10 protein-coding genes are annotated in these 12,919 nt (G+C 54.7%); 3 read left to right on the top strand and 7 right to left on the bottom strand.

Annotated features, from left to right (window positions below):
- Positions 1 to 105 precede the first annotated feature (105 nt).
- Together ACTUJZ_RS01400 and dnaQ are read right to left on the bottom strand one after the other, a co-directional pair.
- Entirely contained in the window at positions 106 to 1,551 is a 1,446-nt protein-coding gene (locus ACTUJZ_RS01400) for a TIGR03503 family protein (protein ID WP_463634476.1), read from the bottom strand.
- Positions 1,552 to 1,599: 48 nt separating this feature from the next.
- Entirely contained in the window at positions 1,600 to 2,316 is a 717-nt protein-coding gene (dnaQ, locus tag ACTUJZ_RS01395; RefSeq protein ID WP_463634475.1) for a DNA polymerase III subunit epsilon, read from the bottom strand.
- An 87-nt stretch (positions 2,317 to 2,403) separates the two neighbouring features.
- Between dnaQ and rnhA the strand changes: the two genes are divergently transcribed.
- Positions 2,404 to 2,874 (top strand): ribonuclease HI, encoded by a 471-nt coding sequence (rnhA, locus tag ACTUJZ_RS01390; RefSeq protein ID WP_463634474.1) that lies wholly within the window; start codon positions 2,404 to 2,406, stop codon positions 2,872 to 2,874.
- A gap of 6 nt (positions 2,875 to 2,880) precedes the next feature.
- Here the strand turns inward: rnhA and ACTUJZ_RS01385 are convergent, their stop codons facing one another.
- Positions 2,881 to 3,861: an NAD(P)H-quinone oxidoreductase gene (locus tag ACTUJZ_RS01385; protein ID WP_463634473.1), complete on the bottom strand. Its 981-nt coding sequence runs from the start codon at positions 3,859 to 3,861 to the stop codon at positions 2,881 to 2,883.
- Positions 3,862 to 3,967: 106 nt separating this feature from the next.
- On the opposite strand from ACTUJZ_RS01385, the gene ACTUJZ_RS01380 reads away from it, so the two are divergent.
- On the top strand, positions 3,968 to 5,158 hold the full coding sequence (locus tag ACTUJZ_RS01380) for a class I SAM-dependent rRNA methyltransferase (protein WP_463634472.1): 1,191 nt from the start codon (positions 3,968 to 3,970) through the stop codon (positions 5,156 to 5,158).
- Between the two features lie 61 nt (positions 5,159 to 5,219).
- Here ACTUJZ_RS01380 and ACTUJZ_RS01375 read toward each other — a convergent pair whose 3' ends face one another.
- The 4 genes from ACTUJZ_RS01375 to ACTUJZ_RS01360 form a co-directional block, all read right to left on the bottom strand.
- The gene (locus ACTUJZ_RS01375; protein WP_463634471.1) at positions 5,220 to 5,522 is read right to left on the bottom strand and encodes a PilZ domain-containing protein; all 303 of its coding nucleotides are present in this window, start codon (positions 5,520 to 5,522) and stop codon (positions 5,220 to 5,222) included.
- A 168-nt stretch (positions 5,523 to 5,690) separates the two neighbouring features.
- Positions 5,691 to 9,497: an ATP-dependent RNA helicase HrpA gene (hrpA, locus tag ACTUJZ_RS01370; protein WP_463635221.1), complete on the bottom strand. Its 3,807-nt coding sequence runs from the start codon at positions 9,495 to 9,497 to the stop codon at positions 5,691 to 5,693.
- 252 nt (positions 9,498 to 9,749) lie between these two features.
- Positions 9,750 to 10,169, bottom strand: coding sequence for a CBS domain-containing protein (locus tag ACTUJZ_RS01365; protein WP_463634470.1), 420 nt, complete (start codon positions 10,167 to 10,169; stop codon positions 9,750 to 9,752).
- 142 nt (positions 10,170 to 10,311) lie between these two features.
- Positions 10,312 to 11,292, bottom strand: a complete 981-nt coding sequence (locus tag ACTUJZ_RS01360) for an isoaspartyl peptidase/L-asparaginase family protein (protein WP_463635220.1) — start codon at positions 11,290 to 11,292, stop codon at positions 10,312 to 10,314.
- Between the two features lie 176 nt (positions 11,293 to 11,468).
- Between ACTUJZ_RS01360 and sbcB the strand changes: the two genes are divergently transcribed.
- Complete coding sequence (gene sbcB, locus ACTUJZ_RS01355; protein ID WP_463634469.1) at positions 11,469 to 12,899, top strand: exodeoxyribonuclease I; 1,431 nt, start codon at positions 11,469 to 11,471, stop codon at positions 12,897 to 12,899.
- Positions 12,900 to 12,919: the final 20 nt, after the last annotated feature.

The raw sequence follows: 12,919 nt of genomic DNA, 5'->3' as shown, positions 1-12,919 counted from the left end.
ATCGATATTAAGAGTCAATGCTTTTTTTGCGAAAAAAAAGGATTAGGTAACCGATTGCACACGTAATCAACATAATGCTGAAATATCCAACAAGTTTACTGTTTTTTAAGAGTTTTGTTCACTCTGATCAGTGGCCGGCGATTTTTTAAAGCGGCTGGTCAGGCGGCTTAACCAGCCTGGCGATGACACTTGCGCCGGGGCGGTGGCCGACCGCCGTTTTAGAAACCACACAGTGCCCACCACAATCACCAGAATGCCGCCGTTGACTAATGCCAACAATAAGATAAAGGTACTTTGTGCCATTTCCGGTTCCGCCGGGGGCGCAGCAGGCTCTGTCACCGGCTCGCTCTGCGCTGCGTTTTGCACATTCATCTCACTGGCCTGCATCTCACTGGCCTGGCCGGCGTCCATGGCCCCCGGCTCTTCCTGGCTGGCCCCTTCGGCTACCACCGGCGGTGGTGGCCGGCCATCAAAGGTGTACTCAGGAATATCTAAAATAAACTCCCGGCCGGTTAGCGTGGTGGCATACACAGTCAGTTTTACTCTGAACAGGCCTTCTTCCATGGCCAGGATATCGTGGGTGCGCACCGCATCAGACGGCTCGGTTAATGAAAAATTTTGTATATCCCCATTGGGATAGCGCACCTTGCCATCTACAATCAAAGACTCGATGGCCACCAGATTACGATCTACATCGATCTGCAGCGTATGATATTGCTCTTCTTCACTGGCCCGGCTCACTGATAAGCTGACCGGATTAGGATGTAAGATAATCGGCGGGTCAATTTGCTCACGGGTAAACATAGGAGTGGTAACCCGAAAAATCGGTGTCCATTGCCCGGCCGGCACCGTCAGATTAAACTGCCCGGTAAAAATACCGTCCATGCGCTGCTCATCCATGCCCAGCCCATCATCTTTAAAGGTGGCCACAATCTCGCTGTCCGCGCCAAAATTGTCGTAATCAGCATTATTGGTGCTGACCAGTTCGATGGTTAAATCCACCGCATCGCGAAATTCAGGATGAGAAACCGCCTTGCCGCCATTCTCCAGGGTTGCGGTTTGTTTGAGGATCTCCCCAGCAAACACCATCTCGGGCAACGGCTGTGCGTCCAGCGCAATATCCGATACCACCATGATGCGGCTGCCTGGTAACAGCTGGCCGACCGCCTGCCAGGGGCCGGGGGTGGGCTGGCTGATTTTAACCATGTCAAAGCTGGCTTCATCAAACCATTCCACCTGCGGCTGATCTTCGCGCCCCTGGAACAACTTGGAGCCGTCCGGCTGCACCAGCACCACCGGTGCCGAACCATACTCACGAAAAAAAATCAGCGTCAGTTCATCCACATCGGGGTCGACCCTAAAGCGGTTTTTTAACAATTTGATAGAATTTTGATAGGCATCGCCCAGAGCGCGGATGGGCAACTCTGCGCTGGGCGGTTGTATCGCGTGGGCATTTTGTTCTGCTGGTGGGTGCACTTCTGGCGCTGAATCTTGCGCGTGTGCGGCGCTACATCCCAGACCAGGCCCCAGGCCAGCAACAAGGCTGGCCAATAATAACCTTTGTCTAAACCACTTCCCGATTGTGAGTCTTTGCATTATTTATTCGCTGAGGCCTGCCCGCCATAAACACTGGCCAGCGCTGTCTTGCACAATGTCCAGGCGCGCTTCATGTTGTGCTAATTCATCGGCCGATGCCCGAATGACCTTTAATTTATTTGCGCCACGGCTCAAACGGCGCACTGCCCCGCTGTCATAATTTTCACCACTGCCCTGGCCGGCCAGATTCAGGGCGGTCTGGCCGCCCGTCATGATCAGATACACATCGGCCAGGATCTCGGCATCGAGTAATGCGCCGTGCAATTCCCGATGGCTGTTATCAATACCATAGCGCTTACATAACGCATCCAGGTTATTTTTTTGCCCCGGATGAACCTTGCGGGCCTGCGCCAGGCTGTCCAGAATGCCACAAATATCGGCTGTTTTAAGATTGCGGGTGGTCGGCTCTTTCGCAAACTCGTGGTCCATGAAACCGACGTCAAACGGCGCGTTGTGGATGACTAACTGTGCACCACGGATAAACTCGACAAAATCTTCGGCAATATCACCAAACAAAGGTTTGTCGGCCAAAAATTCATTGGTGATACCGTGAACTTCAATGGCTTCCTGCTCAATTTCACGTTGCGGATTGATATACACATGAAAATGATTGCCGGTCAGCTTGCGGTTTATTAGCTCGACACACCCGATTTCGATGATGCGGTGGCCTTCTTTGGGATCAATACCTGTGGTTTCGGTATCCAGTACAATCTGACGCATGGGAGACTTCTCGTTACTTAGCACTTTTTGCTAGTATACCAAGCCAAAATTTGCTGACTATGGGCCAGCATAAAAAAAGGAGCCAGTGTGGCGAAAAAAGCAATTGAGATTTTTACCGACGGCTCGTGCCTGGGTAATCCGGGCCCCGGTGGCTACGGCGCAATCATGATCTACAAACAGCACCGCAAAGAGCTATCCGGCGGTTTTTATAAAACTACCAATAACCGCATGGAGCTACTGGCGCCCATTGTGGCGCTGGAAGAATTAAGCGAAGCCTGTCAGGTGGATATCACCACCGACAGCCAGTATGTGAAAAACGGGATTAATCAGTGGATCCACAACTGGCGCAAAAATGGCTGGAAGACCAAAGATAAAAAACCGGTAAAAAATGCTGACCTTTGGCGCCAGCTGGATGCTGCTGTCGGCAAGCATGAGGTGACCTGGCACTGGGTGAAAGGCCATTCCGGCCACCCGGAAAACGAACGCTGTGATGCGCTGGCCCGGGAAGCAGCCGAAGCCCCCACCCAGCCAGATGACGGTTTCACCCCTGCCGCGTAATGATGCTTACGGCCAATAGGCAATCAGCTTACCCTGAGTCTGGTTGTCTTCGAGCCGCTGGTGCGCCTGGCTGATATCGCTGACCGGCAGCACAGTGTCCACATTAACCTGCAGCCGGCCATCGGCAAAGGCAGGTAAAAAAGTCTGGCTGAACTGGGCAATCAAATCCCGCTTATAGGCATCGGTGCGGCTACGCAGCGTGGAGCCTGTGATGGTCGCCCGTTTGCCCAGCATCAAGGCCATATCCAGCTTGTCGGCATAACGCCCGGCCAGCATGGCCAGATACACGATGTGGCCATCCTGCGCCAGGCATTTCAGATTGCGGTTAAGATAATCACCGCCGACAAAATCCACCACGCCGTTAACGCCCTCTGGCCAGTGCTCACTGAGCTGTTCGGCAAAATCCTGCTCTTTATAATTGATCAACAGCTGCGCTCCCATTTGTTCACACATGGCCAGCTTGTCGGCAGATGAGGCGGTCACCGCAGTGGCAATATTATGCAGCTTACACAATTGCAGCGCAGCCAGGCCGACGCCGGAGGCCCCCGCGTGAATCAGTGCCCGCCCATTAGGCGGTACCTGGGCGATGGTAAACAGTGCTTGATAAGCGGTTAAAAAGACTTCGGCCAGGCCGGCGGCATGGGTCATAGAAACTCCGTCGGGAATGGCCATCAAATGGCCCTCATCCACCAGCGCCTGTTCGGCATAACCGCCACCGGGCAACAGGCCGAATACTTCATCTCCACATTGCCAGCGGCTCACACCCTCGCCCACTGCCAACACTGTGCCGGCGGCTTCCAGGCCCAGGATCGGGCTTTCGCCAGGCGGTGCCGGGTATTTGCCCTGGCGCTGCAGGGTGTCAGCGCGATTGACCCCAAACGCTTTTACCTGAATAACCACCTTTCCCGGCGCCACCTTGGGCGCATCGGTTTGAGCCATGCGCAGGCCTTGCGGACCGGCGTCAGAAGAATAATCAATAAAGTGCATTGGGCGATCCTGTGCCATGGGTTGTACAAGCGATTACGCGACCATAGTGAAAAAAGATGAATCAGGCTATACTGCGCGGCCATTTTCTTGTGTCACAGGCTCGTTCATGTCAGCAAAAATCACTCTTCATCCCGAACGGGAAAAATCCTTATTGCGCCGCCACCCCTGGGTGTTTGCCAGTGCGGTTGCTACCGTGGACGGGCGTTGCCGGCCAGGCGATACCGTGGATGTGCTGGCCAGTGATGGCCGCTGGCTGGGCCGTGGTGCGTATTCGCCGGAATCGCAAATTCGGGTGCGTATCTGGACTTTTGTGCAAGATGAACCCGTGGACAACGGCTTTTTTGTGCGCCGGCTGGAGCAGGCTCTGACCCTGCGCCGTGCCGTGCTGGACCCGGAGCAAACCAATGCCTACCGGTTGATTGCCGCCGAGTCCGATGGCTTACCCGGGGTGACTATTGATATCTATGCCCAGGTCGCTGTGCTGCAGTTACTGAGCGCCGGTGCTGATCGCCAGCGTAAAAAGATTGTCTGGGCGCTGCAAAAAGTTTTACCGGATGTGGCGCTGTATGAGCGCTCAGATGTAGATGTGCGCAAAAAAGAAGGTCTGGAATTACTGGCCGGCCCCATTACCGAGAATGCGCCGACCCAGATAGAGGTCAAAGAAAATGGCTTGCTGATGCAAATTGATATCGCCAGCGGCCACAAAACCGGCTTTTATCTGGACCAGCGTGACAGCCGCGCCCGCGCCGGCCATTATGCCCGCGACAAAACCGTGCTTAACTGCTTTAGCTACACCGGCATGTTCAGCGTCTATGCGCTGGCTGGCGGTGCCCGTCATGTGACCAATGTGGATGTCTCCCAGCCCGCGCTGGATTTGGCCGCCCAGCACCTGACAATGAACCAGCTTGATGCAACTAAGGCGACGCAGGTGAAGCAGGATGTGTTTACCGCGCTACGCGAGTATCACCAGGCGGGCACTCAGTTTGATATGGTGATCCTCGATCCGCCAAAATTTGTCGACTCTAAAGCCTCATTAAAACGCGCAGCCCGGGGCTACAAAGACATCAACATGTATGGCATTCATGCGGTCAAACCTGGCGGTTTTTTACTAACATTTAGTTGTTCGGGCCTGATGCCGGCAGATTTGTTCCAAAAAATCGTGGCCGATGCGGCGTTGGATGCAAACCGAACCGTCAAGATTGTGGAGCGACTGGCGCAGGCACAGGACCACCCTGTGGCAGCAGCTTATCCGGAAGGCTATTACTTAAAAGGCCTAGTGTGCCAGGTGCTGGACTAGGCAGAGACTCGCTTCACGCGCGACAAACAGTGCGCAGGGGCCGGCGCAAGCCGGCCACAGCTCATTTCATCTCAGAAATTTCCACACCGATGATACAACTGACGGGGGTTTCCTCCACGCAGCGTACCACAGAGGCCAGCGCCTGCAGTGATGGGATCTGCGAGTTGGTCGACTCTATGGACACCTTCACCTGAGTGCCCAGCTCTACCGACGGTTCATCCACTTCCAGCGACATGCCAGTGGCGCTGATATCTTTGCACACGGCCTGCAATGTGCGGCTGGATTCATCGTCGTTGATCTGCACCTGACACGGTGAATTGACCATCATTCTAAAAAAGTTACGCTTGTCGTCGTATCCCAACATTTTACATCTCCTGAACCGGACCGAACGCCCTGAAAAAACGCCTGCTGTCTATTGGTTATAGGGCGTGAGCCAAAACTTGTCAACACAGGGCCGGCGGTTGCGGCCCAAACCTCGTGAGTGTTTCGCACCTCATGTCGGGCTGTTTACGCGGTGCGTGGCAAAATGGCTTTAAAATTCAGCCAGAAAATTTTGGATGCGTTTGGCCGATATGGGATACGCCGTGCCCAACTGCTGGGCAAACAGCGATACCCGTAGCTCTTCAATCATCCAGCGTCCTTCGCTAAGGGCCTGCGGCACCGTTTTATGGGCGTATTTCTGGCACACCTTGTCAAAGTCAGCCAGCACTTTTTCCACCGTGATCTGGGCCTGACGATCCCTGGTTGGATCCACCGGCAGTTTTTCCAGGCGCCGCGCCAGGGCTTTGATGTAGCGATGCCAGTCGGCCAGCCGCGCAGCGCCAATGTCACTGACAAAGCCTGGATACACCAGCGAGTTTAAGTGCTGCTTGATATCGCCCATGGCGCCCACCATGGTCAGCGGCACGTTGCCTTTCATCTGTTTTTGGCACTGATGGGCCAGGGTCAGACCCTGCTCCACCTGCTGTGCTATTTCAGTAACCATGTCGTTGATCTCAGCGCGTACCCATTCGACACAGCCTTCAAACTGGCTGGCGCTGCGCACCGCTTCGCCCTGCCTGGCTTCAAATTGCTGGCGCAGCGCATCAATGCCGGCAAAGATGCAATCATCGATAAGCGCTTTGACCTGGCCAAATGGGTTAAAATACAGCCCCAGCTTGGCCTTGTTGGGCAGGCTTTTTTCCAGATGGCCCAGCGGTGAGGGAATGGCAGCACGGATGAGGGTGTTGACGCCATCGGTATGCAGCTTGCGGGCACGGTCTTCATCATCAATCAGCTCAATGTCCACCTGCTGGCCTTTTTTCACCAGCGCCGGAAATGCCTGTACTTCAAAGCCCCCCACCTTTTGCACAAAGGTCGCTGGCAGGCTGTCAAAATCCCATTGTTTAAGGCCCTTACGTTCCAGCTCCGGGGTCGCCGCCTGTTCGAAGGTTTGCTGCACCTTGCCCTGACATTGCTGCTTAAGCTTGTCCAGATTATCACCGCGGGCGATAACCTGCTGGTCGTTGTTTACTACCGCAAAATGCATCACCAGATGGGTATCCACCCCTTCCAGGTTCCAGTCTTCTTCGTCCACTGTCACCCCGGTCATTTTACGCAGCTTGTCAGATAAAGCGTCACGCAACGCTACCGGCCGGTTGTTTTTATCCTGCGGGCTGATATCAGCCAGGCAGGCTTCGGCAAAATTGGGTGCCGGCACAAAGTTTTTGCGCAGCCGTTTAGGCAGCGATCGGATAAGCGCCACCACCAATTCGTGGCGCAAGCCCGGCACCTGCCAGTCAAATCCCACCTGGCTGACCTGGTTGAGCACTGGCAGTGGAATATTCACCGTCACCCCGTCATCTTTGGCATTCGGTTCAAAATGATAGCTGAGCGGCAACGTCAGGTTGCCCTGCTTCCACACATCCGGGTAGCCATTTTGCACTGCATCGGGCTGCTGGCGATACACATCGTCCTCGGTAAAGGTCAGCTCCACACTGCGCTGATGTTTTTTGTACCATTTTTTGAACGCCGCTTCGTTATTGACCTCTACCGGCAGGCGATTGGCATAAAACTCCACCAGGGTGTCTTCTTCCACCATTAGATCCCGGCGGCGCACCTTTTGCTCCAGCTCATCAGCCTGCGCCAGCAAGGCCTGATTATCCTGTAAAAACGGATAGTTTAAGCGGGTATCACCATTGACCAGCGCTTCGCGAATAAACAACTGCTGGCACAACGCCGGGTCAATCTGGCTGTAAACGACCGCCCGGCGCGTCACGATAGGCAAGCCAAACAGGGTGACGGTTTCGTAGGCCAGCACCGCGCCGCGCTTTTTCGACCAGTGCGGCTCGGCGTAGCTGGACTGGGATAAGTGGCTGGCCAGCGGCTCCACCCAGCGCGGATCGATTCGGGCATTCATGCGCGCAAACAGCCGTGAGGTTTCCACCAGCTCGGCGGCCATTACCCATTTGGGCTGGTTTTTGGCCAGGCCGGAGCCGGGAAAAATCATAAAACGGGTATTGCGCGAGCCCAGGTATTCACGATCTTTGTCTTTGGTGCCCAGATGGGATAGCAAACCGGCACAAATGGCCTGATGCACCGCCTGGTAATCAGCAACCTGAGAAGAAATACCTAGCTGCAGTTCGGCCAGTGATTTTTTCAGCTGGCTGACAATATCCTGCCATTCGCGCATGCGCAGATAATTTAAAAAGCTGGCCTTACACCACTTGCGCAGTTGATTGTTGGTCAGCGCCTGCTGCTGTTCGCGAAACGCATTCCAGGTGTTAAGCAGGCTGATAAAGTCAGAGTCTTTGTCCAGATGTTCCCGATGGGCTTCATCGGCCTGCTGGCGTTTGTCACTGGGGCGCTCGCGCGGGTCCTGAATCGACAAACCGGCGGCAATCACCATCACTTCACGCAACGCATTGGTTTTATCCGCTTCCAGCACCATGCGGGCATAGCGCGGGTCGATGGGCAGCCGGGCGATTTGCTTACCCATCGGAGTCAGCACAGCACGACCCTGCTGTTTGCCAATGGCCTCAATTTCTTCAAGCAGCCGGAAACCATCGTTGATATTGCGATTATCCGGTGGCTCTACAAAGGGAAAGCGGCTGATTTCGCCCAAGCCCAGCGCCAGCATCTGCAGGATGACTGAGGCCAGGTTGGTACGTAAGATTTCCGGGTCGGTAAATTCCGGCCGGCCCAGATAATCTTCTTCACTGTACAGCCGAATACAGATACCGTCAGACACCCGTCCACAACGCCCGGCACGCTGATTGGCCGAGGCCTGTGAGACCGGCTCAATAGGCAGGCGCTGTACCTTGGAGCGGGCGCTGTAGCGCGAGATCCGGGCGGTACCCGGATCGATGACATATTTGATGCCAGGCACGGTCAGTGAGGTTTCGGCCACATTGGTGGCCAACACAATTCGGCGGCCGGTATGTGACTGAAAAATGCGGTTTTGCTCGGCGGCGGAGAGCCGCGCATACAGTGGCACGATTTCGGTGTTGCGATACTGCTGTTTTTGCAATGCATCCTGGGTGTCACGAATATCCCGCTCACCACTTAAAAAGATAAGAATGTCGCCTGGTGCTTCACGGCTGAGCTCGTCCACCGCAGCAATGATGGCATCGGCCTGGTCCTGGTCGTCGCCCTGCTCTTCCGGCCCGCGGTAGCGAATTTCCACCGGATAGGTACGCCCGCTCACTTCAATCACCGGGGCGTCGTTGAAATGACGCGAAAAGCGCTGCGGATCGATGGTGGCCGAGGTAATGATCACTTTTAAATCAGGCCGGCGCGGCAGCAACTGCTTCAGATACCCCAGCAAAAAGTCGATATTCAGACTGCGTTCGTGGGCTTCGTCGATGATGATGGTGTCGTACTGGTTTAAAAACCGATCCTGCTGCATTTCGGCCAGCAGCATGCCGTCGGTCATCAACTTGACATAGCTGTTGTCGCTGACATTATCCGAAAAGCGGATCTTGAAGCCGACCTTGTCACCCAGCGGGGTCTGCATTTCTTCGGCGATGCGGTTAGCCACACTGCGTGCTGCCAGCCGGCGCGGCTGAGTGTGGGCAATCATGCCATCCACACCCCGGCCCAGTTCCAGGCAGATTTTAGGCAACTGAGTGGTTTTTCCTGAGCCGGTCTCCCCGGCCACGATCACCACCTGATGGGCCGCAATGGCCGCCTTGATGTCATCTTTTTTATCGCTGACCGGTAGCGGCGGATAATCAATGGCGGGTAAGTTTTCCTGGCGCCACTGACGACGGGCCACCGCAGACTCAATGGCCTGCTCCAGTTTGTCCAGAATAGCAGGTTTTAGAGTGCCCTTTTCATGGTGCTGTTTTAATGAGGACAAACGCCGCTTTAACCGAAAGCGCTCAGCGCCATAGGTTGATGGCAATGCCTCACGCAAAGCCTGATAACGGGCATGAAAAGTGGCTGACTCCAAAATAACATCCTTAGCATCTCAACTGAGCGCCCGATCCTAGGCAAATTGCTAAGTTATTTCCAGTCAAACCGGTACAAGCGCCTGTCGCAAAGGTTAAATGGCGGTGAATTGAAGAACTAAGCAGGATGGCGGGTCTGTTAACCCGCCTAATCAGGTGATCTAACTGGCTACTTCGTAGCCTGAGCGCAGCTGCTTGTCGATGGCCTTGAGAATGGCTGAACGGTTGATGCTGCCGACCAGCACCCCGTCATCGTCGACCACCGGATAGATGCGCGGCTTTTCCTGTAACAGTTGCTGGGCCAGCTCAATGACCGACATGTAGGGTTTTACACTAAGCGCCGGGCTTTGCATGATGTCTTTGACACGACACACCTGCTCGCGGTAGTAGCATGACTCAATCATTTGCCGGATGCAGTCCTGCTCTGACAAAAATCCCACCAGACGCCCTCGCTCATCGGCCACTGCGCCGCCCGACTGACCACTTTGCAATAAGCGCTCAACCGCCTCGGCGACAGGCATGTCTTTGAGAAGTTTTACCGGATGGTGATTCATGTAGTCACATACTTGCAACGATTCCATAATGCCTCCTACGCGGTAAACACCCTGTTTACTGCTGTTGTGGTTCAGGCTGAGTAGTCTCTTTGTAATCCCGACCAGACCCGCTCTGGTACTTTAAGCCTAGCTCTGGCCGGGGTATACAGCGAACTTTTTTCACTCTTTTTTACGGTTTTTGCGGGGCCAACAGATCTTTATAAATACCGACTTTCAGCTCACCATTGGTATCGATGCTGGCACGATACATTCCGGCGGTGTTAAACGGCATAGCAATGTTGCCCTGATGGTCGATGGCTACTACCCCGCCGGTACCGCCGGCCGGTTTAAGCACATCAAAAATCACGGTATCGGCGGCACGGTTAACACTGACACCGTGGTATTTGACCCGCGCACAGATATCCGCCGCCACGTTATAGCGGATAAAAAACTCACCGTGGCCGGTGGCCGATACGCCACAGCTGCTGTTTTCAGCAAAGGTGCCGGCGCCAATGATAGGCGAATCTCCGACCCGGCCATAGCGTTTGGCGGTCATGCCGCCGGTTGACGTCCCCGCCACAATATTGCCTTTACTATCGAGCACCACCACACCCACGGTACCCATTTTTTCGTTGCCTTTCTGGCCGCCCACTTTGGCGCCTTCGGCAGCCATGCGGTCTTTTGCTTTACCCAGTGCCTCGCGCCGATGCTCAGTATTAAAATAACTGTTGTCTACCATCTCCAGGCCCTGCTCTTGTGCAAAGGCTTCAGCACCGCTACCGCTTAACAGCACATGGGGTGAATGGTTCATCACGGCCCGAGCCGCGGCAATAGGGCTTTTTATGGTGGTGACGCCGGCCACAGCACCGGCTTTACGCTTGGCACCGTGCATGATGGATGCATCCAGTTCGTGACGTTCATCATAGGTATATACTGCGCCTTTGCCGGCATTAAATAAGGGCGACTCCTCCAGGATCTGTAAGGTCGCAACCACAGCATCAGTGCCCGGTTTGCCTTGTTTAAGCAAGGCGTGGCCGGCCTTAATCGCCTCGGTCAATTTAGCCGCATAGGCTTGTTCTCTTTCGGGAGTCATCTGATCTTTGGTAATGGTACCGGCACCGCCATGCACCACGATGGCCACCTCGGCCTGCGCCAATGGTGCCAGTGCCATCAACCCAACTGTGATTATTTTTGTTAACACGTTCACACACGTCTCCTGCATTGTTTGATTGCTTAAGCTTGCTGTGCCGGGCGATAAGCCAGGCCTCAGCAAGACTAGTGTTTTTACTTTTAAAATTGACGGTGTACACTGCCCGCCATTCATTTGTCGACAGGGTCACCACTCACATGACGTCAGACGCCAGTATTTTATGGCACGATTACGAAACTTTTGGGACCAGCGCGCAAAAAGATTTGCCCTGCCAGTTTGCCGCCATCCGCACCGATCGTGATTTGAACATTATTGGTAAGCCTATCAATATAATGAGTCAAATTGCCAATGATTATCTGCCGCAACCCGGCGCTTGTCTGGTCACCGGCATCACGCCGCAGCAAACCTTGCGCGACGGCATGGCCGAAGCCGATTTTGCACAAAAAATTGCGGCACTGATGAGCCAGCCCAACACCTGTGTGGCCGGCTACAACAGTATTCGCTTTGATGACGAAGTCAGCCGTCATCTGTTTTACCGCAATTTTATCGACCCGTACGCCAGAGAGTGGCGAAATGGTAACAGTCGCTGGGATATCATCGACTTAGCCCGCGCCTGCTATGCCCTTCGCCCGGACGGAATTAACTGGCCGACCCGCGACGATGGCACACCGTCCTTTCGCCTCGAGGATTTAAGCGCTGCCAATGAACTCGCCCATGGCCAGGCTCATGACGCATTAAGCGATGTGTATGCCACCATCGATTTGGCCCGGCTGATCCGCAAACACCAGCCGCGGCTGTACGATTACGCGTTCAGTTTACGCAATAAACATACCGTAATGGCACAGCTGGACTTAAGCCGGCCATCGGTGGTGTTGCATATTTCCTCCAAATTGCCGGCCGCCCAGGGCTGCGCCAGCTGGGTGATGCCGGTGGTGGCCCACCCCACCAATAGCAATGCTATTATTGCCATTGACCTGAGCAAGGACATTACCCCGTTGCTTAGCGCCGATGCTGAAACCTTAAAAGCCCAGTTGTATGCCAGCAATCAGGAGTTAAACGGCGCGCCCCGCCCGCCGATCAAGCTGTTACACATTAATCGTTCGCCCTTTATCACCACTGCCAAGGCCATGACCCAGGACAATGCGCAGCGGCTGGGCCTGGATCGCGACTTTTGCCTGGACAACTTTAAACAACTGTCGGCGCTGCCGGATCTGGCCACCCGCTTAAGCCAGGTCTATGCCGCGCCTCCGTCCACCGAGCAGCCGGATATCGACCACGCGCTATACAGCGGTGGCTTTTTAAATGATGATGAACGGCGCTGGTGTGATCAGGTGACACAAAGCGACCCCGAGCAGTTAGCCGGGCTAGCCGAGCAAACACAAAATCAAAAGCTGCGCAGCATGCTGTTTCGCTACCGGGCGCGCAATTTTTCTTACACCCTGAGCGAGCCGGAAATGCAACGCTGGCAGGCCCACCGGCGAGCCCGTCTGACCGAAGCCGACTCACCGGCCACCATCACCTTAGAGCCTTATCTGATGGAGCTGGAACAACTGGCCAGCCGGCATGCCCAGGATGCTGAAAAACAGGCTATTTTGCGTGCCTTGTATCAGTACGCTGAAAATCTTTGACCTGATAAGGGCTCACGCTA

The organism is Alteromonas sp. WD8-37 (genome assembly GCF_055326825.1).
Note: the sequence above shows the minus strand (reverse complement) of the source record. Positions and strands in the feature narration are given on the sequence as shown.